Below are 19,589 nucleotides of genomic sequence, written 5' to 3' on the forward strand. Positions count from 1 at the left end.
AGGAGCCGATCCGTTGAAGGCGCTGGTCAAGGAGAAGGCCGAACCGGGACTGTGGCTGACGGACGTCCCGGAGCCGTCCATCGGCCCCGGTGACGTACTGATCAAGGTCCTGCGGACCGGCATCTGCGGCACCGACCTGCACATCCGCAGCTGGGACGGCTGGGCGCAGTCGACCATCAGCGCGCCGCTCGTCGTGGGCCACGAGTTCGCCGGCGAGGTCGTCGAGACCGGTCGCGACGTGCAGGACATCGCCGTCGGCGACCGGGTCAGCGGCGAGGGCCACCTCGTCTGCGGCAAGTGCCGCAACTGCCTCGCCGGGCGCCGCCACCTGTGCCGCGCCACCGTCGGCCTCGGCGTCGGCCGCGACGGAGCGTTCGCCGAGTACGTCGCGCTGCCCGCCTCGAACGTGTGGGTGCACCGTGTGCCCGTCGACCTCGACGTCGCCGCGATCTTCGACCCGTTCGGCAACGCCGTGCACACCGCCCTGTCCTTCCCGCTCGTCGGCGAGGACGTCCTGATCACCGGTGCGGGCCCGATCGGCCTGATGGCCGCCGCCGTCGCCCAGCACGCCGGCGCCCGCAACGTCGTCATCACCGACGTCAGCGAGGAGCGCCTGGAGCTCGCCCGGAAGATCGGCGTGAGCCTCGCCCTGAACGTCGCCTCCGGGACCATCGCGGACGGCCAGCGCGCGCTCGGCCTGCGCGAGGGCTTCGACATCGGCCTGGAGATGTCCGGCAACCCCGTCGCGATGCGCGACATGCTCGCCAACATGACCCACGGCGGCAAGATCGCCATGCTCGGCCTGCCGTCGCAGGAGTTCGCCGTCGACTGGGCCCGGATCGTCACCTCGATGATCACCATCAAGGGCATCTACGGCCGCGAGATGTTCGAGACCTGGTACGCGATGTCCGTCCTCCTCGAAGGCGGCCTCGACCTCGGCCCGGTGATCACCGGCCGTTACGCGTACACCGACTTCGACGCGGCCTTCGACGACGCGGCGAGCGGCCGCGGCGGCAAGGTCATCCTCGACTGGACCTCCTGAACTCCCCCCGCGCACACAGGACTTAAGGACTCACGGCATGTTCGACAACGTACGCGAAGACCTCCAGAACACCCTCGACGAGATCGTCGCCGCCGGCCTGCACAAGCCCGAGCGGGTCATCGGCACCCCCCAGTCCGCCACTGTCGGCGTCACCGCGGGCGGCAAGCCGGGCGAGGTGCTGAACTTCTGCGCCAACAACTACCTCGGCCTCGCCGACCACCCCGAGGTCATCGCCGCCGGGCACGCGGCCCTCGACCGCTGGGGCTACGGCATGGCCTCCGTCCGCTTCATCTGCGGCACGCAGGAGGTCCACAAGGAGCTGGAGGCGCGCCTTTCCGCCTTCCTCGGCCAGGAGGACACGATCCTCTACTCCTCCTGCTTCGACGCCAACGGCGGCGTCTTCGAGACGATCCTCGGCCCCGAGGACGCCGTGATCTCCGACGCCCTCAACCACGCCTCGATCATCGACGGCATCCGGCTGTCCAAGGCCAAGCGCTTCCGCTACGCGAACCGCGACATGGCCGACCTCGAAGCCCAGCTCAAGGCCGCGACCGAGGCGGGCGCCCGGCGCAAGCTGATCGTCACCGACGGCGTCTTCTCCATGGACGGCTACGTGGCGCCCCTGGGGGACATCTGCGACCTCGCCGAGCGCTACGACGCCATGGTCATGGTCGACGACTCGCACGCCGTCGGCTTCGTCGGCCCCGGCGGCCGCGGCACCCCCGAGCTGCACGGCGTCATGGACCGCGTCGACATCATCACCGGCACCCTCGGCAAGGCCCTCGGCGGCGCCTCCGGCGGCTATGTCGCGGCCCGCGCCGAGATCGTCGCCCTGCTGCGCCAGCGCTCGCGCCCCTACCTCTTCTCCAACAGTCTCGCCCCGGTCATCGCGGCGGCCTCCCTGAAGGTCATCGACCTCCTGGAGTCGGCCGGTGACCTGCGCGAACAGCTCGCCGCCAACACCAAGCTGTTCCGCGAGCGGATGACGGCCGAGGGGTTCGACGTCCTGCCCGGCGACCACGCCATCGCGCCCGTGATGTTCGGCGACGCCACCGTCGCAGGGCGCATGGCCGAGCTGCTCCTGGAGCGCGGCGTGTACGTGATCGGCTTCTCGTACCCGGTCGTGCCGCAGGGCCAGGCCCGCATCCGCGTCCAGCTGTCCGCCGCACACTCCACGGAGGACGTGAACCGGGCCGTGGACGCGTTCGTCGACGCCCGCGCGCAGCTCGGCTGACCGGTTTGCGACAATCGGAGACATGATCGAAGCGCGGCGACTGCACATCCTCCGGGCGGTGGCCGACCACCGTACGGTCACGGCTGCGGCCGCCGCGCTGTATCTGACCCCGTCCGCGGTGTCCCAGCAGCTCACCGCCCTGGAGCAGGAGACGGGCCACAAGCTGGTCGAGCGCGGCGCGCGCGGCGTCCGGCTCACCCCGGCCGGCGAGATCCTGCTCACGCACACGAACGCCGTCCTCGCCCAGCTGGAGCGCGCCGAGGCCGAGCTCGCCGCGTACAGCACCGGCGAGGCCGGCACGGTCACCCTCGCGTCCTTCGCCACGGGCATCGGCCTGGTCGTCGGCCCGGCCCTCGCGCATCTGTCGCGGTCCGCGCCCGGCATCCGGGTCCGGGTCCGCGACGCGGAGGGCGACGCGAGCCTGCCGATGCTCCTCGAGCGGCAGATCGACGTCGCCGTCGCCGTCGAGTACCGGGGCGCGCCCGGCGCCGACGACGACCGGATCACGCGCGTACCGCTGTACGCGGAGCCGTTCGACGCGGTGCTGCCCGTCGCGCACCGCCTGGCCGCCGCCGAGCGGGTCCCGGTCGCCGAACTCGCGAAGGACACCTGGATCGGCCCCTACCCGGGCAACCCGTGCCACGACGTCGTCGTCCTCGCCTGCGAACACGCCGGGTTCTCCCCGCAGTTCGAGCACTCCTCGGACGACTTCCGCGCGGTCGTCGCGCTCGCCACGGCGGGCGCGGGCGTCGCCCTCGTGCCGCGTTCGGCGCTGATCGGCATGGACCTGACGGAGGTCGTCGTCCGCCCGATCGAGGGGGTCGCCCCGACCCGCAAGGTCTTCGCGGCGGTCCGCCACGGGGCGGAGACGCATCCGCTGATCCGCCCGGTCCTCGACGCCCTCGGCGAAGCGGCGGCGTGACCGCCCTGGGGCTCCGTGCCCGAGGGATCCACGACTTCCGTAACCTCACTGTTTCATATCTGGGATATCGTGCCGAATATGAGACGCGAGAGCGCGGGGTCCGCCCCCGCCGAACCCGGCCCTGAATCGGACCCCGTCGACGCCCGGCTCGGCTCCCGCCTGGCCGAGCTGCGGGCCGAACACGGCTGGTCCCTGGGCGAGTTGGCCGACCGCAGCGGGGTGAGCAGATCCACGCTGTCACGCGCCGAACGCGCCGAGATCAGCCCCACGGCCGCCCTCCTCAACCGGCTGTGCGCCGTCTACGGGCGGACCATGTCGCAGCTCCTGAGCGAGGTCGAGTCGGCCCCGGCCCAGGTCGTCCGCGCCGCCGACCAGCCCGTGTGGCGCGACGACGCGACCGGCTTCGTGCGCCGCTCCGTGTCGCCGCCGCTCGCCGGACTGCGCGCCGAAGTGGTCGAGGGCAGCCTCGAACCGTACGCCGACATCGCCTACGACCGCCCGCCCGTGCCCGGCCTCGAACAGCACATCTGGGTCCTCGAAGGGCGCCTCGACCTGACCGTGCAGGGCATCACGCACACCCTGACCGCCGGAGACTGCCTCCGTTTCCGACTCTGGGGTCCCACGCACTTCCACTGCCCGGGCCCCGAAGGCGTCCGGTACGCGCTCGTGGTGGTGCTGCCGTGAGCATCGTCGTCGTACGGCTGACGCTCGATCAGTTCCTCTCTTGCGTCAGCGACTTGGGCGAACTGCTCGCCGACGTCGTGGCCGGTGGCAGCTCGCTCGGATTCCTCTCCGGCCTCACGGCGGCCGACGCCACCACCTGGTGGCGCGAGCGCGCACCCGCCGTCGACCGAGGCGGCCTCGCCGTCTGGGTCGCCAGGGACGGCGCGGGCCGCTGCGTCGGCACGGTCTCGCTCGCCTTCACCGACTGGTCCAACGGCACGCACCGCGCCGAGGTCGTCAAGCTGATGGTGCACGAGAAGGCGCGCGGCCAGGGCCTCGGCCGGACTCTGCTCGCCACCGCCGAACGGGCCGCGGCGGACGCGGGCATCACCCTGCTCGTCCTCGACACCGAGACCGGCAGCCCCGCCGAGCCCCTGTACCGCACGGCCGGCTGGACCGAGGTCGGTGTCATCCCCGACTACGCCCTCGATCCCTCCGGCGTCCCGCGCCCGACGACGCTCTTCTACAAGCGCCCAGGCATGGAGGCCGACGAAAAGGGGAGGTGAAGGGGGTCGCCGCCCGGCCCAAGGCCCACCTGGACAGGAGCACCCATGACCGACACCCCCGCGCACACCACGAGCGCGCTGAGCACCGGCGACGGCGCGGCCGTGGCCACGTACACCTGGCTCCCGGACGGCGGCAGGCCCCGCGCGTTCGTGCAGATCGCCCACGGCGCGGCCGAGCACGCCCTGCGCTACGACCGGTTCGCCCGCCACCTCACCGCCCACGGCTACGGCGTCATCGCCTCCGACCACCGCGGCCATGGCGCCACCGCCCAGTCCACCGGCGGCTACCGCGTCACGGACGACGCCGAACCCGGCACCGTCGACGCCTGGGAGTCGATCGTCGAGGACCTCAAGGCGATCGGCGACCAGGCGCGGGCCCTGCACGCCGACGTCCCCTTCGTCCTGTTCGGCCACAGCCTCGGCTCGCTCCTCGCGCGCGATTACGCCCAGCGCCACGCGGACGACCTCGTCGGCCTCATCCTCTCCGGCACCTTCCGCTCCCTGCCCGGCGCCGACAACGAGGGCTCGATCGCGCGCCTGGAGGCCGAGATCGCCCGCGACGGCCGCGCCGCCCTCTCCTCCTACGTCCCCGACCTCTTCGCCTCCTTCAACGACCCGTACGAGCACCGCACCGGCTTCGAGTGGCTCTCGCGGGACGAGACGGAGGTCGACACGTACGTCGCCGACGAGCGCTGCGGGTTCCCCTTCTCGGCGGGGCTGTCCCTGGACTGGGTCCGCGCCGTGCGCCGTATCAACGACCCGGCGAACCTCGCCCGCATCCCCACCGATCTGCCGGTCCACGTCGCGGTCGGCACCGAGGACCCCTGCAACCAGCACATGACCCTGGTCCACGAACTCCTGGAGGACTTCCGGTACGTGGGCGTGGAGGACCTCACGTGGAAGGGTTACGAGGGCGCCCGCCACGAGATCCTCAACGAGACCAACCGCGACGAGGTCCAGGACGACCTGACGGCCTGGCTGGACAAACGCGTCCTGTGACCCGCTGATCGGGTCGGCGGCCGTTGTCAGTGCCCTTGGCTACGGTTTCTCCATGCTGGACGCCGAGGATGTACGCACCATCGCCCTGTCGCTGCCGGAGACGACGGAGAAGATCGCCTGGAGCATGCCCACGTTCCGGGTCGCGGGCAAGATGTTCGCCACGCTGCCCGAGGAGGAGACGTCGATCGCCGTGCGCTGCCCGAAGGTGGAGCGCGACGAACTGGTCCTGGCGGAGCCGAAGAAGTTCTGGATCGCCGACCACGAGGCGTCCTTCGCCTGGGTCCGGGCCAGACTCGCGGCCCTCGACGACGCCGACGAGCTGCGCGCCGTCCTCGCCGACTCCTGGCGCCAGGCCGCACCGCCCCGACTCCTCGAAGCACACCCGGAGTTGGGCCTCCCGCCCACGGACTGAAAATACGTGGGGCGTGCACGGTCCGCCATGGCATCATCCGCCTCACAGGGGCGGGGACGACGAGGCGGCGCTGCGGAGCGGCGCCGGGAGAAGACGGGGCGGGCATGGGCGAGGCGGCACCACGGCAATCGCTGGGACCACGCCGGTCACGGAGCATCTGGTCCCGCGACTTCGGTCTCTTCTTCACCGCGCGCGCCCTCGCCAAGCTCGGCGAGACGATGCTGCCCGTGGCCCTCGCCGCCGGCCTGCTCCAGTACGGATACGGGGCGGGCGCCGTCGGCCTCGCCATGGCCTCGTCCGTCGCCTGCTTCGCCGGACTCGTCATCTTCGGCGGCGTCTTCGCGGACCGGTTCAGCACCCGGCTGCTGATGATCGGCGCGGACGCCACGCGCCTGATCAGCCAGTCGCTGGCCGCCGTCATGTTCTTCACCGGCCACGTCGTGCTCTGGGAGATCTGCGTCATCGGCGCGGTCAACGGCGCGGCCTCCGCGATCTTCCAGCCCGGCGTCGCCAGCACCGTGCCCCGCCTCGCCGCCGACGTCCAGGCGGCGAACGGCGCGATCCGGGTCGCCGAGTCGGGGTCCCAGCTCGCGGGCCCGGCCGTCGCGGGCCTCCTCGTCGCCTTCGCCTCCCCGGGCCTGGTCTTCGCCGCGCACGCCGGTACATACGCGCTGAGCGGCCTGTGCCTGATCCTCCTGCGGCTGCCTCCGGCGGCCCCCGGCACCAAGGCCGTGCGCACCCGCTTCCGCACCGAACTCGCCGACGGCTGGCGCGAGTTCAGCGCGCGGCAGTGGCTCTGGGGAGTCATAGCCGTGTGGTGTGTGCTGCAGATCGGGGCGTCGGGTCCGGCCGTCCCCCTCATCGCGACGGAGATCACCCAGGAACACGGCCCGCGCGCGTACGGCCTCGTCAACGCCGCCCTCGGCGCGGGCACCGTCGTCGGCGGTCTCATCGCCCTGCGCCTGCGACCGCGCCGCATGCTGCGCGCAGGCTCCCTCGCCCTGTTCGCGTTCGCCCTGTTCCCGGCGGTGGTCGGCGCGGGCCTCGACGTCCCGTGGATGATGGCGGGTTGTCTGATCGCCGGCACCGGCATGTCGTTCTGGGGCGTGATGTGGGCGACCAGCGTGCAGACCCAGGTCCCGCACGAGGTCCTCAACCGCATCCACGCGTACGACGTCGCCGGCTCCCTCGCCATGGCCCCGGTCGGCCAGGCCCTCGCGGGCCCGGCGTCCGGCGCCTTCGGCACCCGGCACGTGCTGCTCGCGGGCGGCGGCGTCACGGTCCTCTGCGCCACGGCCCTGCTCGCGATCCCCGCCGTACGAGGACTCGTACGGGCCGACGCGAAGACCGAGCCGTCCCTCGCGCTCCCTAGGCGGGAACGGGAACGGGCGCGCCCCGATACAAGAACCCGCTGATCCGCTCCCGCAGCGACGCCGCGTCGAGCCCGTGCGCGGCGACATGCTCCTCGATCCGTCCATAGCGCCGCAGCTCGCGCCGCCCCACGCCGAGCCCGAGCACCCGGTGCGGCACATCGGAGAGCGCGTCGTTCGCGGCGGCGGTCGACGTGCCCGCGAGATACGGCTCGACCAGCACCACATCCGCGGCGTCGGCCCCCGCCACGGCCCGCCGCAGGGCTCGCGCGTCGAAGGGCCGCACCGTGGTCGCGTACAGCACGCTCACGTCGAGCCCCTCGGTCGCGGCGAGCACGTTGTCGAGCATCGGCCCCACGGCGACGACGACCCCTCGCCGCCCCTCCCGCACTGACAGGAATCGCTCGCCGTCGACGGGGAGCGCCTCCCGGTTGGCCTGCACGGAGAGCCGCACGTACGCCCGCTCGTCGCCCGAGCCGACGGCATGCCGCAGCAGCGTCTCGGCCTCGTCCGGATGCCCCGGCACCTGCACGCTCCACCCGTCCAACGTGTCGAGGAGCGCCACATCGCCGGGTGCCATGTGCGTGAAACCGCCGGCCGACACGTCGTACGACCCCGCGGCGCTCACCAGTACCCCGCCCACGTCCTGGTGCCCGAAGTCCAGCTTGACCTGCTCGAAGGGCCGCTCCACGAGGAAACTGGCGAAGGTGTGCAGCACCGGCCGCAGCCCGGTGAGCGCGAGGCCGGCCCCGGCGCCGACGAGCAACTGCTCCCGGATCCCGACGTTGATCACCCGCTGCGGATGCCGCCGCGCGGCCTCCGCGAACGGCGCGACCCCGATCTCGGCGAGCACGACGGCGACCCGTGGGTCCTTGTCGAGCAGCCGGGAGACGACGGGAGCGAAACGGTCACGCATGGTGTCCATCGACATGGAAAGCTCCTTCTGGGGGCGTGGGGGCGTGGGGGCGTGGGGGAGTTTTTCTGGGGACGGGCTCGTCAGAACTTCGCCTCGACACGGGCGACGACCACATGCGGCCGCCCGCCGTGCGGAGCGCTGAAGGCCTCGTACAGCGCGTCATGATCACGGCCGTCGACGGCCAGGGTGGACCAGCCCGCGGCCTCGAAGCGGGCCGCGATCCCGCCGGCCCTGCCGTACGTGGCGCTGAGGTTGTCGATCACGACGGCGTGCAGCCGCTCCAGGCCGACGGCCCCGGCGAACGCGATGGCCTCGTGATTGCTCCCCTCGTCCAGCTCGGCGTCGCCGACCAGCGTCCAGACGGCGGGCTCGTCCAGCCCCTGCGCCCGCAGCCCGAGCGCCGTGCCGACCGCGAGGGGCAGTCCGTGCCCCAGCGACCCGCTGCCGATCTCCACGCCCGGCACGAGCACCCGGTCCGGGTGGTGCCCGAGCCGCGACCCGTACGCCCCGAACCCGCTCAGCCACTCGACCGGTACGAACCCCTTCGCGGCGAGCACCGCGTAGTAGGCCATCGGCCCGTGCCCCTTGGACAACAGGAACCGATCCCGCCCCGGCGCGTCCACACTCCCGGGCCCGACCCGCAGCACCCGGTCGTAGAGCACCCACAGCACATCGAGAGTCGAGGTCGCGGCGGGCCCGTGCTTCTCGTCCCCGGTCATCAGGCTCATCAGCCGGGAGAGGTCCCCGTACCCGTACTCACGTCCACGCACCGCTGTCGTCGTCATGCCGACCACCCTGCAACCTCAACCAAACTTGAGGTCAACCCGTCCCCGCCCCCGAAAGGGATGCGCGACCACGGCCCCGAGTGCGGTATGGTTTCCGTGCGCGTTCGGCCAGGGGAAAGCCCAGGTCAGCGAGCACCGGGACGTGGCGCAGCTTGGTAGCGCACTTGACTGGGGGTCAAGGGGTCGCAGGTTCAAATCCTGTCGTCCCGACTAGTTCGAGCTATCGAACGTCGCAGGTGAAGGGCCGTTTTCGAACGGCCCTTTTTCTGTTGCAGCCACTGTCCCCCGGGCTGTTTGCTCCCACTCGCCGCGATGCGCACATATTCGGTTCCCTGCGCATGCATTCCACTCGTGTCTGCTTCATGAACCGCCGAAGGCGCGGCTCGTCTTCGCCGACTACGTCACCGTGCTGGACGCGGACGGCGGCTCGGTGGCGTGGTTCGGCCGGAGGGACGGGTCACGCCAGGTGCGGCAGGGGGCGCCGGGCGACGTCGTGGGCGTCGGCGGCGGGGACGCCCAGCATGCGCAGGGCCATCTCGGCGAGGTTCGACGCCGCTTCGTCGCCGTCGAGCTCGGGGCGGGCGAAGCGCAGTTCGATCAGGGACAGCAGGCTCCCGCCCAGCGCGTACAGGGCGGTTGTCGGATCGGTGACCGTGAACCGGCCGGACGTCATGCCGGCCTCCAAGTCGCGCAGGGCCCGCGGGGTGAGCCCCCGCTCGGAGTGCAGATGCTCGAGCCCGTGGCGGCGCAGGACCTGCATCAGCTCGGGGTGCGAGTCGGCCATGCGGGCGCTGAGCCGGAAGCCCGCCGCGACGAGCTCCGCGGGATCGTCGATGCCGGTCAAAGATGCGTCGAAGGACCGACCGAACTCCTCCAGGGCGTCCACCACCGCCGCGTCGAACAGCTCTGCCTTCGACTCGAAGTGGTTGTAGAACGAGCCGAAGCCGACATCGGCGCGCTCCGCGATCGCCTGGATGCTGGGGCTGGCGTCCCCGGGCTCGGCGAGGATCTGCCGGGCCGCGCGCACGAGTGCGCCGCGGGTCTCGGCGCGTCGCCGTTCGAAACGGTTGCCGGGCGGGGCTGACGTAGGCATGCAGGGAATTCTAGTCGCGTTACGGGCGCGCTCCCAGATCTGATGGATTCATCAGAAAGGTGCGTCCCGGGGCTTCCGGCGCCTTGACGATGGCGTGCTCAGAGTTGATGATTTCATCAAGACAAAGACGTTGCGTTGGAGGGCACCATGTCCGAATCCCGCGTCCACGGGGCCTTCGCCCCCGACGCCGCGACCGCCCATCAGAACCTTCACAGCGAGGCGGGAGCCCTGCGGGGCGAGCACTCGGGCCGGTCCCGGAACCCCGTGATCAAGGTGGCGGACCTGGCCTGGCTGGAGTTCGAGAAGCCGGATCTCGACCGCGCCGAGGTCTTCGCGCGCGACTTCGGCTTCGGCGTGGCGGCCCGCACCGAGCGTGAGCTCTGGCTGCGCGGCACGTTCGCGGGATCGCCGTGCATGGTGATCCGGCGCGGTCGCGCCTCGCGTTTCATCGGTCCGGCTTTCCGCGCGGCCGAGCCTGCCGACCTGGACCGGCTCGCCCGGGTGACCGGCGCGGCGGCCCGCGAGGCGGACGTCCCGGGCGGCGGCCGGACGGTCGATCTCCTCGATCCGTCCGGGTTCCGGGTGCGTGTCGTGCACTGCGGCGAGGAACTGGCCGAACTGCCCGGCCAGCAGCCGCAACTCCTCAACTTCGGCACCGGCCACCCGCGGGTGAACACCCCGCAGCGCCCGCCCCGCGAGCCGTCCCGCATCCAGCGCCTGGGGCATGTCGTCCTGGAGACCAACGTGTTCGCGCGGGCCCTGGACTGGTACCTCGACACGCTCGGCATGATTGTGTCCGACTTCCTCTTCCTCGACGGACAGCGTGAGCGCGGCCCCACCATGGCCTTCATCCGCTGCGACCAGGGCACCGTCCCGGTCGACCATCACACCCTCGCGATGCACCTCGGCCCGGCGTGCGGATACGTCCACTCCGCCTACCAGGTCACCGACCTCGACGCGCTCGCTGCGGGTGGCGAGTACCTCAATGAGCGCGGATACCAGCGCAGTTGGGGCATCGGACGGCACATCCAGGGCAGCCAGATCTTCGACTACTGGCGCGACCCCGACCGCTTCATGCTGGAACACTTCGCCGACGGCGACCTCTTCGCCTCCGACCTCGCACCCGGCTGGGCGCCCATGTCGACGAGCGGCCTCGCCCAGTGGGGCCCGCCCGCCACCCGCGACTTCCTCGGCGCGAGCCCGTCCCCGTCCCGGGTCCGGGAGGTCGTGCGCACCCTGCGCGGCGACAACGAACTCGACCCCGCCCGCCTGCTCGGCCTGCTCAAGGCCACCAACTCCTGACCCCGCCCCGCCCTCACCCCCATCGACAGAGGCACTGACATGAGTACGAACATCCTGCGCACCGCCGACGGCTGGTGGGTGGTCCGCGACACGCGTGCCGTCCGTATCGACACCACAGCGGACACCACCGCCGGCCTGCTCGCCGACCGCGCCGCCGTGCACGCGGCCGCCGCTTCCAAGGACGCCGGCGCGGCGGTCGCGGACCTGGACCCGGTCTCGCCGGTCACCACGCCCTGCCGGGTCGTCGCCCAGATGGTCAACTACCGCAGCCACGCCCGGGATTCGGGATTCATCGGAGAGTTCCCGCCCGCCTTCTTCCGCAAGGCGTCCGGCTCCGTCAGCGGGCCCCGGGACACCGTCGTCCGCCCCGCCCACGTGAAGCTTCTCGACTACGAGATCGAACTCGGCCTGGTCATGGGCGCGCCGCTGCCCGACGGCACCGTCGTCGAGGAACGGGACCTCGCCACGTACGTGGCCGGACTCGTGATCACCAACGACGTCAGCGCCCGCGACATCCAGCTGACCCGGACCCAGTTCTACGAGAGCAAGTCCTACCCCACCTTCACCCCCACCGGCCCGTATCTCACGCTCCTGGAGCCGGAGGACTTCGCCCACCTCCTCGACCTGCGGCTGCGGCTGACCGTCAACGGCGAGCTGCGCCAGGACCGCACCCTCGCCGACATGATCGTCCGCCCCGCGCAGGCGCTGACCCTCCTGGCCCGGTTCCAGGAGCTCGCCCCCGGTGACCTGCTGCTGACCGGAACGCCCGGTGGCACGGCCCTCAAGGCGCCGCCGAAGGCCATCGAGAAGATCGGGGCGTTGCTGCCGCCCGCCGTGAAGTGGAACGCATTCTTCAAGGGGCAGGCCAAGAACCCGCACTACCTGCACGAGGGCGACCTCGTCACCGCCGCCATCGCCACGCCCGACGGGCGCATCGACCTCGGCGAGCAGCGCACCCCCGTCTCCTACGCCCACTGACGACAGGGGAGTGACATGACAGCGCAGCCATCCGCACCGGCCCACGTCCCCGTCGTGATCATCGGCGCCGGTCCGGTGGGCGTCACCGCCGCCCTTCTGCTCGCCCGGCGCGGCGTGCGCAGCGTCGTCCTGGAGCGGCACAGGGACGTCTATCCCTTGCCCCGTGCCGTGGCCATGGACGACGAGGTACGTCGCATACTCCAGGCCGCGGGGGTCGCCGACGCCTTCGCCGCTCTCGCCCGGCCGGGCCGGGGGCTGCGGCTCCTCGACAGCCGGCACCGGCGCATCGCCGAGTTCCGGCGCTCCCCGGAAGGCCACCACGGTTTCCCGGAGACGAGCATGTTCGACCAGCCGCAACTGGAGCGGGCGCTGCGCGCCGCACTCGACGCGCGCCCGGAGTCCGAACTGATCGGCGGCGCCGAGGTGACCGCCGTCGCGCAGAAGAGCGCCGCCACGGTCCGGGTGGCCTACCGCGACGACGACGGCGACCACGTCCTGAACGCCGATGCCGTGCTCGGCTGCGACGGCGCGGGCAGCCTGACGCGCGACGCCATCGGCGCGCGCTGGGAGGACCTGCGCTTCGAAGAGCGATGGACCGTCATCGACGTGACGACCAAGGCGCCCGTCCGCTGCTGGGAGGGCGTCGACCAGGTCTGCGATCCGCAGCGGCCCGCCACCTTCATGAGGGTCGGCGAGGACCGTTACCGCTGGGAGTTCCGGCTCCCGGACGGCCAGGGCGCGGACCTGGACCACGAGCGGCTGCGGGCCCTGGTCGCCCCGTGGACCGACCTCGCGGACGCGGCGGACCTCAAGGTGCTCCGGCAGGCGCAGTACACCTTCCGCGCCGCCGTCGCCGACCACTGGTCCCGGGGGCGGATCTTCCTGCTCGGCGACGCGGCCCACCTCACCCCGCCGTTCGTCGGGCAGGGGCTGTGCACCGGACTGCGCGACGCCTCCAACCTGACCTGGAAACTCGCCCGCGTCCTCCGACAAGGCGCCGACGAAAGGCTCCTCGACACGTACGAGCGGGAACGCAAACCGCACGCACGCCATGTCATCCGGCTCGCCGTCGCCACCGGCTGGGCCATGACCGGCGGCCAGGACCGCGCCGCCGCACTGCGCCGGACGGCCGTCTCCGCCCTGTGCCGCATCCCCGGCGTCACGACCCTGGCCGGCCGCAACATGACCCGCGCCCTGCCCGTCGGCCCGCTCGTGCACCGCAGCCGGCTCGGTGGCACCCCGTGCCCACAGCCCTGGGTGGACGCCGACGGGGCCCGCACCCGGTTCGACGCCGTACTCGGCGACTCCTTCGCCGTCGTGACGGCCACGCCGTCCACCCCGACCCTGCGGGCCCTCGCCGAAGGCATCGGCGCCCCGCTCGTCGACGCGCAGGCGATCCGTGACGACGGCACCGTCGCCGCCTGGCTCAGGCGCGGCCGGGCGGAGGCGGTCCTGCTGCGCCCCGACCGAGTCGTCCTCGACGCCGTCCCCGCGGGCGGCGCCGACTTCCCCGGCCGGGCGGTCTGGGCCCCCCTGCTGTGCACCACCCGTCCCGCCGAACCCGTACAGAGGAGCAGTGCCCCATGACCGCCACCGCCCCGTTCTGGCTTCCCGACCCGGACACCGCCGGGGACAGCCGCATCGCGGACTTCGCGCGCCTCCACGGCATCGACCCCACCGACCACGCCGCCCTGCACCGCTGGTCGGTCACGGACCTCGAAGGGTTCTGGGGCGCGGTCTGGGACTACTTCGCCATCGACGCGGCCACGCCCTTCGAGCGGGTGCTGGCCGAGGAGAAGATGCCCGGCGCCCGGTGGTTCCCCGGCGCCACCCTCAACTACGCCCACCACGCCCTGCGCCACCTGCGGCCGGACGCAACGGCGATCGTCGCGCTCGACGAGACCGGCGCGAGTTATGAGGTGACGGGTGGTCAACTCCGTTCCCAGGTCGCCTCCCTGGCGGCGACGCTGCGTGATCTCGGGGTCGGGGAGGGCGACCGGGTCGTCGGCTACCTCCCCAACACCCCGCACGCCATCGTCGCGTTCCTCGCCACCGCGAGTCTCGGTGCCGTCTGGTCGGTCTGCGGCCAGGACTACGCCCCGACGGCCGCCGCCGACCGCTTCGCCCAGCTTGAACCGGCCGTCCTCGTCGCCGCCGACGGCTACCACTTCAACGGCACCGCGCACGACCGCAGCGCGGCCACCGGCGAACTGACCCGCGCGCTGCCGACCCTGAAGGCCACTGTCCTGGTGGACCACATCGGGCTCGGCCGGGACACCGGCCGGCAGCACGGGCCTATGGTCTCCTGGCAGGACGCGACCGGCCGCACCGAGCAACTCACCTGCACCGACGTACCGTTCGACCACCCCCTGTGGATCGTGTTCTCCTCCGGCACCACCGGCCTGCCCAAGGGCATCGTCCACGGCCACGGCGGCGTCCTCCTGGAGCACCTCAAGACCCTCGGCCTGCAGAGCGACCTCGGTCCCGGCGAGCGCCTCCTCTGGTACACGACGACCCACTGGATGATGTGGAACCTCGTCGCCTCCACCCTCCTGACCGGGGCCACGCCGTGCACGTACGACGGCAGCCCCGCACCGCACGCCCGCCCCGACATCCTGTGGGACCTCGCCGCACGCCACCGGGTCACCGTCTTCGGCACCAGCCCCCAATACCTGCTGGGGATGGCCAAGTTCGGCATCACGCCGAGCACGTACGACCTGTCGGCCCTGCGCAGCATCGGCTGCACCGGCTCCACTCTGCCCGCCTCCGCCTACCCCTGGGTGCGCGACCATGTGGGCGCGCACATCCAGCTCGCCTCCGGCAGCGGCGGTACCGACGTGGTCTCCGGCTTCGCGGGCAGCGCGCCGACGACACCCGTGTGGGCGGGCGAACTCTCCGCGCCGAACCTCGGTGTCGCGCTCGCCGCGTACGACACCGAAGGGCGCCCGGTCGTCGACGAGGTCGGTGAGCTGGTCGTCACCCGGCCGATGCCGTCCATGCCGCTGTGCTTCTGGAACGACCCCGACGGCAGCCGGTTCCACGACGCCTACTTCGGCGCGTATCCGGGCGTGTGGCGGCACGGCGACTGGATCACCCTCACCGGGCACGGATCCGTGATCGTCCACGGCCGCTCCGACTCCACCCTCAACCGCAACGGAGTCCGCCTCGGCAGCGCCGACATCCACGACGTCGTGGAGCAACTCCCCCAGATCGCCGAGGCGTTGGTCATCGGCGCGGAGGAGCCGGACGGCGGCTACTGGATGCCCCTGTTCGTCGTCCCCGCGCCCGGAGCCACCCTCGACGACGCCCTGCGCGAGCGGATCCGCGCGGCCGTCCGCGAGGGCGCCTCGCCCCGCCATGTCCCCGACGAGATCCTCGAAGTCCCCGCGATCCCGCACACCCGCACCGGCAAGAAGCTGGAGGTCCCCGTGAAGCGCCTGCTCCAGGGCGTGCCGATGGAGGACGTCGTCAACCCCGGCGCAGTGGACGACCCCGAGCTGATCGACCACTACGCCCGGCTGGGAGCAGAGCGCCGCGCCCGACGCACAGGCTGAGCCGACGCTCAGCACGGCGCGTACTGAGGGGCAAGGGGGCGCAGATTCGAATCCTGTCGTCCCGACCAGCTTCTTGCGGGTCGGAGGCCGTTTCTGCCGTTTGGCAGAGGCGGCCTTTCCCGTGTGGAGTCGTTGTGCGGCCGTCGCGTGGTCGTGGCCCGGTCGCGAATCGGCAAGACGGAGCATCCATCAATAGCCGATCGGATGACATGCCCGCCCCGGAGCCGTACCTAGCGTGGGGGCCATGAACATCAACCGCATCTCCCGCCGCTCCGCTCTCACCGCCTCCGCGATCGCGGTCGCCGTGGCAGGCCTGGTGCCCGCCACGGCCATGGCCGCCGAGGGGCCCGCCGCACCGGCATCCGCATCCGTGGCGCAGAAGGACGCGACCCCCTCCGACGTGCTCGCCTCCACCCCGTGGAAGACCACCAGGGCCGTCGACCAGGACGGCAACCGCGTCGCCCTCGACGACCCCGCTGTGTCGAACTTCGTGGGCTGGGCCTACTTCGACGCCGACGGCACGTACGCCATGTACAACCTCGACGACAGCCCCAAGATGCACGGTGACTGGACCGTCACCCCCGACGGCTCCGAGCGCTGGATCAACGCGAAGGACGCGAACGGCAACGTGCTCTTCCAGCGCACCGTTCCGATCACCCAGCTCGACAAGAACGTGTTCACGTACCGCATCTACCCGAACGCGGCCGACACCAGCGTGTACTACGACATCGTCCACACCAGGACCAACCACGTGGAGCCCGGCACCGACGGCCGAGGCCCCGGCGCCCACGGCAACCAGGGCGGCAACGGCGAGTACCACTTCAACAACGGCAACGCCCACTGATCGCGATCCGCTGAATCGAGCTGTGGTCCGAGGCGTCAGGCCAGCCGGATGACGCCGGCCCGGACCGGGGTCCGTTCGGCGTAGGGGGAGCCGGTGATGACGAAGACGAGGCCCTGCCCGTCCCGCGGGCCCGGGCCGGTCAGCGGGATGGTCTGGCGGCTGTAGCCGCGGGGCATCGGCGAGGGCAGGCGCGTCCACTCGGCGGGGTCGCCCAGGGCGCGGTTGACGAAGAAGTCCTGGTTGTCGTTGTCGGTGACGACGATGGTGCCCAGGGGGCCGCCGGCCGGCGACCACGACACGGTCGGGGCGCCGTTCGGGGCGTTCCCGTCCTGGTCGAGGAGTGCGTGCTCCGGTGCCGAGTCGAACGACTCCGGGTCGTGGGCGAGCCGGTAGCGCACGTGGTAGGTGCCGTCGGGGAGACCAAACTCGTACGTCATGATCCATAGCCCGCGCGGCAGTTGGGCGACCGTGGTCATGCCGGGCCGCAGGCTGTACTCCGTACCTCTCGCGTCGTTGACGACGGGGCCCCAGGTGCGCAGGTCCTTGCTGGTCTGGTGCGCCAGCTTCTGCCCGTAGCCCGGGTCGCGCTGGTCGGAGTAGTAGCAGACGAGCCGGTCGTGGTGGAGCAGCAGGAACGGCTCCCACACCGGTGTGTTGCCGTTCTCCGCCCTGGGCGCGCCGCCCTCCGCGACCGTGCTCAGGTATCGCCAGGTCAGGCCGCGGTCGACGCTCGCGTACACCACCATCCGGGTGCTCGTGTCGTCCAGCGAGTTGGCGGCGCACAGCACTGTGCCCTGGGGGAAACCGGCGAAGGCACGGGGGAGTTCGTAGAGGTGCGGCTGCAACCAGCGCCTGCCGGCCTCGCCGCCCACGGGCACATTGCTGTACGGGCTCCAGGTGCGGCCGCCGTCGGTGCTGCGGTGGATCGGGAAGCCGCCCGGCCCCGTGGAGCCGAACTGCTGGAACGTCGCCAGCACGGCCCCCCGGCCGCCCGGTCGCTGCGCGCCGAGGAACACGGCCCGCGCGTACGACCCGCCCGACTCCGGGTCGGCCACCGTGACGGGGCCGAACGGGCCCGCGCCCCGCGAGGTGCTCGTCGGCGCCGCGAACGCCGACCCCGACGCGCCCAGGGACAGCGCCGCGACCGCCGCCGAGCCGGTGCCGAGCAACGCCCGGCGGGTCAGGCGGGCGCTGCGGTGAGCTGCGCCGTCCGCCGGCTGTCCGTCGTTCGGTTCGATCTGCTGCGAGTTACGACCATGTCCCATGGTTCACCTTCGCTCTACTAGATCGGCTGCCGGGAAGTTATGTGCAACTCTGACGTCATGTCAATGTCCGTGCGCCTCAACTGGGCGTGATTTGACGTAAGTTGGAGGAACAAGCCGCCTGAGGCGATGTCAAAGAGCTTGATTGTGACGACCTTTGGCAAGACAGGGGTGTGCCTGTATGGATTCGGATCAGCGGCGTTGAACTAGGCTTCGGGCCGTGATCCAGCCAGTGGGCATCCCCTCGCCGCCGTCCCTCGGCATGCGCGACCTCAACCGGCTGCGCGTGATCGAGTCGATCTACCTCCATCCGGGCTGCAGCCGGACCGAGATCGCCCGGCGCACCGGCCTCTCGCGCGGCACAGTGTCGAGCGTGGCCGAAGAGCTCGAGAGCGCCGAGCTCATCCGCGAGTACGAGGCTCCCGACGAGGAGCGGCGCCGCCACGGCACCGGACGACGGCCCACGCTGCTCTCACTGGCGCCGGGCGCGGCCTACGCGATCGGCATCGACATCGGCCACCGGCACGTCCGCGTGATCGTCTGCGATCTCGCCGGCAAACCGGTCGCCGAGCAGTGGTCCCCGGCGCACGTCGACGAGGCACCCGCGGCGACCCTGGACCTTGCGTACGACCTGGTCCAGCGGGCGTTGCGCGACGCCGACGTCGACCCTCGGCGGGTGCTAGGCGCCGGCATCGGCCTGGCCTCGCCGATCGATCCGGACACGGGGGCGATCAGGGCGGACGGCATTCTCCCCGGCTGGCAGGGCGTCGTTCCCGCGACCGAGATGCAGGGACGGCTCGGCGTGCCGGTGCAGCTGGCCAACGACGCCGACGCCGGCGCGCTCGGCGAGAACGTCTTCGGCGCCGGTCAGGGCGTCGACGACATGATCTACGTACGGCTCTCGGCCGGTGTCGGGGCCGGACTCATACTCGACGGCCGGCCCTACCGCGGTGCCCGCGGCATCGCCGGAGAGATCGGCCACGTCTGCGTCAGACGCGACGGCGCCATCTGCCGGTGCGGCAACCGGGGGTGCCTGGAGACGGTCGCCAGTCCTGTCGCGGTGGCGCGGGAGATCGAGCACGTCGTCGACCGGCCCGCCGGGGAGCAACTGTTCAGCCTGATCGCGGCCGGCGACCGGCGGGCGCTGCGGGCCGTGGCCGACGCCGGCGAGGCCGTCGGGCTCGCCCTGGCGTCGGTCGTGAACGTCCTCAACCCGGAACTGGTGGTCGTCGGCGGTGAACTCGCCGCCGCACACGAGGCGTTGCTGGACCCGATCCGCACCGCCATCCACCGCCACAGCCTGCCGGGCGCCGCCGCGACGGCACGGGTCATCACCGGAAGTCTCGGGGACCGCGCCGAGGTCCTCGGCGCCGCGGCGCTCATCCTGGCCCGATCGCCTGCCGCGCTCGCCGAACGCGTGCGCACGCCCGCCTAGATTCCGCGGGACGAGGTCGCCCCGCAAGTACGGCCTCGGGATCGTCCTTGCCTCCCAGCCCCTGGGGGATCCACAACCAGGCGCTGCGCATCACCGTGAGCCAGATCGTCCGCCGACTCACAGCGAACGCCCACATCGAGGCGGCCATGGCGCAGGCGCGGAACGCGGTCCTCGACAACCTCGGCGGTCTGAGTCGGGGTGTCTTCGAGCGC

At 71.9% G+C, this 19,589-nt stretch carries 18 protein-coding genes and 1 tRNA gene; 15 read left to right on the forward strand and 4 right to left on the reverse strand.

What is annotated here, in order from left to right; genetic code table 11:
* The first annotated feature begins 13 nt into the window (after positions 1 to 13).
* The 8 genes from tdh (at position 14) to AB0L37_RS21465 (ending at position 7,253) form a co-directional block, all read left to right on the forward strand.
* On the forward strand, positions 14 to 1,042 hold the full coding sequence (gene tdh / locus AB0L37_RS21430) for an L-threonine 3-dehydrogenase (protein ID WP_365507567.1): 1,029 nt from the start codon (positions 14 to 16) through the stop codon (positions 1,040 to 1,042).
* Positions 1,043 to 1,079: 37 nt separating this feature from the next.
* Positions 1,080 to 2,276: a glycine C-acetyltransferase gene (locus tag AB0L37_RS21435; protein WP_365507571.1), complete on the forward strand. Its 1,197-nt coding sequence runs from the start codon at positions 1,080 to 1,082 to the stop codon at positions 2,274 to 2,276.
* A gap of 22 nt (positions 2,277 to 2,298) precedes the next feature.
* Positions 2,299 to 3,198 (forward strand): LysR family transcriptional regulator, encoded by a 900-nt coding sequence (locus AB0L37_RS21440; protein ID WP_365507574.1) that lies wholly within the window; start codon positions 2,299 to 2,301, stop codon positions 3,196 to 3,198.
* Positions 3,199 to 3,276: 78 nt separating this feature from the next.
* Positions 3,277 to 3,882, forward strand: coding sequence for an XRE family transcriptional regulator (locus tag AB0L37_RS21445; RefSeq protein WP_365507576.1), 606 nt, complete (start codon positions 3,277 to 3,279; stop codon positions 3,880 to 3,882).
* Positions 3,883 to 3,884: 2 nt separating this feature from the next.
* Positions 3,885 to 4,427, forward strand: a complete 543-nt coding sequence (locus AB0L37_RS21450; RefSeq protein ID WP_365507813.1) for a GNAT family N-acetyltransferase — start codon at positions 3,885 to 3,887, stop codon at positions 4,425 to 4,427.
* Between the two features lie 45 nt (positions 4,428 to 4,472).
* Positions 4,473 to 5,426, forward strand: a complete 954-nt coding sequence (locus AB0L37_RS21455) for an alpha/beta hydrolase (RefSeq protein ID WP_365507579.1) — start codon at positions 4,473 to 4,475, stop codon at positions 5,424 to 5,426.
* A gap of 52 nt (positions 5,427 to 5,478) precedes the next feature.
* Entirely contained in the window at positions 5,479 to 5,838 is a 360-nt protein-coding gene (locus tag AB0L37_RS21460) for an MmcQ/YjbR family DNA-binding protein (RefSeq protein ID WP_365507582.1), read from the forward strand.
* Between the two features lie 104 nt (positions 5,839 to 5,942).
* Positions 5,943 to 7,253, forward strand: coding sequence for an MFS transporter (locus AB0L37_RS21465; protein WP_365507585.1), 1,311 nt, complete (start codon positions 5,943 to 5,945; stop codon positions 7,251 to 7,253).
* Here AB0L37_RS21465 and AB0L37_RS21470 read toward each other — a convergent pair.
* The gene (locus AB0L37_RS21470) at positions 7,207 to 8,133 is read right to left on the reverse strand and encodes a transketolase (protein ID WP_365507815.1); all 927 of its coding nucleotides are present in this window, start codon (positions 8,131 to 8,133) and stop codon (positions 7,207 to 7,209) included. The two genes, AB0L37_RS21465 and AB0L37_RS21470, sit on opposite strands and share 47 nt — an antisense overlap.
* Before the next feature lie 71 nt (positions 8,134 to 8,204).
* Positions 8,205 to 8,909, reverse strand: a complete 705-nt coding sequence (locus AB0L37_RS21475; protein ID WP_365507587.1) for a transketolase — start codon at positions 8,907 to 8,909, stop codon at positions 8,205 to 8,207.
* Between the two features lie 136 nt (positions 8,910 to 9,045).
* Here AB0L37_RS21475 and AB0L37_RS21480 point away from each other — a divergent pair.
* Positions 9,046 to 9,119, forward strand: a tRNA-Pro gene (locus tag AB0L37_RS21480).
* Positions 9,120 to 9,366: 247 nt separating this feature from the next.
* Here AB0L37_RS21480 and AB0L37_RS21485 read toward each other — a convergent pair.
* On the reverse strand, positions 9,367 to 10,002 hold the full coding sequence (locus AB0L37_RS21485; RefSeq protein WP_365507589.1) for a TetR/AcrR family transcriptional regulator: 636 nt from the start codon (positions 10,000 to 10,002) through the stop codon (positions 9,367 to 9,369).
* A gap of 147 nt (positions 10,003 to 10,149) precedes the next feature.
* Here AB0L37_RS21485 and AB0L37_RS21490 point away from each other — a divergent pair, with 147 nt between their 5' ends.
* The 5 genes from AB0L37_RS21490 to AB0L37_RS21510 all read left to right on the forward strand — a co-directional run bounded on the left by AB0L37_RS21490 (position 10,150) and on the right by AB0L37_RS21510 (position 16,680).
* Positions 10,150 to 11,304 carry a VOC family protein gene (locus tag AB0L37_RS21490; RefSeq protein WP_365507591.1) on the forward strand — a complete coding sequence of 385 codons (1,155 nt, stop codon included), beginning with the start codon at positions 10,150 to 10,152 and terminating at the stop codon, positions 11,302 to 11,304.
* Positions 11,305 to 11,343: 39 nt separating this feature from the next.
* On the forward strand, positions 11,344 to 12,282 hold the full coding sequence (locus AB0L37_RS21495; protein ID WP_365507593.1) for a fumarylacetoacetate hydrolase family protein: 939 nt from the start codon (positions 11,344 to 11,346) through the stop codon (positions 12,280 to 12,282).
* Between the two features lie 15 nt (positions 12,283 to 12,297).
* A complete protein-coding gene (locus AB0L37_RS21500) occupies positions 12,298 to 13,869 on the forward strand; it encodes a bifunctional 3-(3-hydroxy-phenyl)propionate/3-hydroxycinnamic acid hydroxylase (protein WP_365507595.1) in 1,572 nt (523 codons plus the stop codon).
* Positions 13,866 to 15,836, forward strand: a complete 1,971-nt coding sequence (locus tag AB0L37_RS21505; protein WP_365507598.1) for an acetoacetate--CoA ligase — start codon at positions 13,866 to 13,868, stop codon at positions 15,834 to 15,836. Before AB0L37_RS21500 ends, AB0L37_RS21505 begins: the two co-directional genes overlap by 4 nt.
* A gap of 244 nt (positions 15,837 to 16,080) precedes the next feature.
* Complete coding sequence (locus AB0L37_RS21510; RefSeq protein ID WP_365507600.1) at positions 16,081 to 16,680, forward strand: DUF4822 domain-containing protein; 600 nt, start codon at positions 16,081 to 16,083, stop codon at positions 16,678 to 16,680.
* A 35-nt stretch (positions 16,681 to 16,715) separates the two neighbouring features.
* Here AB0L37_RS21510 and AB0L37_RS21515 read toward each other — a convergent pair whose 3' ends face one another.
* Positions 16,716 to 17,945: a sialidase family protein gene (locus AB0L37_RS21515; RefSeq protein ID WP_365507602.1), complete on the reverse strand. Its 1,230-nt coding sequence runs from the start codon at positions 17,943 to 17,945 to the stop codon at positions 16,716 to 16,718.
* A 217-nt stretch (positions 17,946 to 18,162) separates the two neighbouring features.
* Between AB0L37_RS21515 and AB0L37_RS21520 the strand changes: the two genes are divergently transcribed.
* Entirely contained in the window at positions 18,163 to 19,377 is a 1,215-nt protein-coding gene (locus AB0L37_RS21520) for an ROK family transcriptional regulator (protein WP_365507604.1), read from the forward strand.
* Positions 19,378 to 19,589: the final 212 nt, after the last annotated feature.

Origin of the sequence: Streptomyces sp. NPDC052225 (assembly GCF_040679615.1) — a bacterium.
Lineage (GTDB): Bacteria > Actinomycetota > Actinomycetes > Streptomycetales > Streptomycetaceae > Streptomyces.

Excerpts from the sequence above, each read along its gene's own strand:
- AB0L37_RS21435 (WP_365507571.1), top strand. The coding sequence starts at position 1,080 with ATGTTCGACAACGTACGCGAAGACCTCCAGAACACCCTCGACGAGATC.
- AB0L37_RS21440 (WP_365507574.1), top strand. The coding sequence starts at position 2,299 with ATGATCGAAGCGCGGCGACTGCACATCCTCCGGGCGGTGGCCGACCAC.
- AB0L37_RS21445 (WP_365507576.1), top strand. The coding sequence starts at position 3,277 with ATGAGACGCGAGAGCGCGGGGTCCGCCCCCGCCGAACCCGGCCCTGAA.
- AB0L37_RS21455 (WP_365507579.1), top strand. The coding sequence starts at position 4,473 with ATGACCGACACCCCCGCGCACACCACGAGCGCGCTGAGCACCGGCGAC.
- AB0L37_RS21460 (WP_365507582.1), top strand. The coding sequence starts at position 5,479 with ATGCTGGACGCCGAGGATGTACGCACCATCGCCCTGTCGCTGCCGGAG.
- AB0L37_RS21465 (WP_365507585.1), top strand. The coding sequence starts at position 5,943 with ATGGGCGAGGCGGCACCACGGCAATCGCTGGGACCACGCCGGTCACGG.
- AB0L37_RS21470 (WP_365507815.1), bottom strand. The coding sequence starts at position 8,133 with ATGGACACCATGCGTGACCGTTTCGCTCCCGTCGTCTCCCGGCTGCTC.
- AB0L37_RS21475 (WP_365507587.1), bottom strand. The coding sequence starts at position 8,909 with ATGACGACGACAGCGGTGCGTGGACGTGAGTACGGGTACGGGGACCTC.
- AB0L37_RS21485 (WP_365507589.1), bottom strand. The coding sequence starts at position 10,002 with ATGCCTACGTCAGCCCCGCCCGGCAACCGTTTCGAACGGCGACGCGCC.
- AB0L37_RS21490 (WP_365507591.1), top strand. The coding sequence starts at position 10,150 with ATGTCCGAATCCCGCGTCCACGGGGCCTTCGCCCCCGACGCCGCGACC.
- AB0L37_RS21495 (WP_365507593.1), top strand. The coding sequence starts at position 11,344 with ATGAGTACGAACATCCTGCGCACCGCCGACGGCTGGTGGGTGGTCCGC.
- AB0L37_RS21500 (WP_365507595.1), top strand. The coding sequence starts at position 12,298 with ATGACAGCGCAGCCATCCGCACCGGCCCACGTCCCCGTCGTGATCATC.
- AB0L37_RS21505 (WP_365507598.1), top strand. The coding sequence starts at position 13,866 with ATGACCGCCACCGCCCCGTTCTGGCTTCCCGACCCGGACACCGCCGGG.
- AB0L37_RS21510 (WP_365507600.1), top strand. The coding sequence starts at position 16,081 with ATGAACATCAACCGCATCTCCCGCCGCTCCGCTCTCACCGCCTCCGCG.
- AB0L37_RS21515 (WP_365507602.1), bottom strand. The coding sequence starts at position 17,945 with ATGGGACATGGTCGTAACTCGCAGCAGATCGAACCGAACGACGGACAG.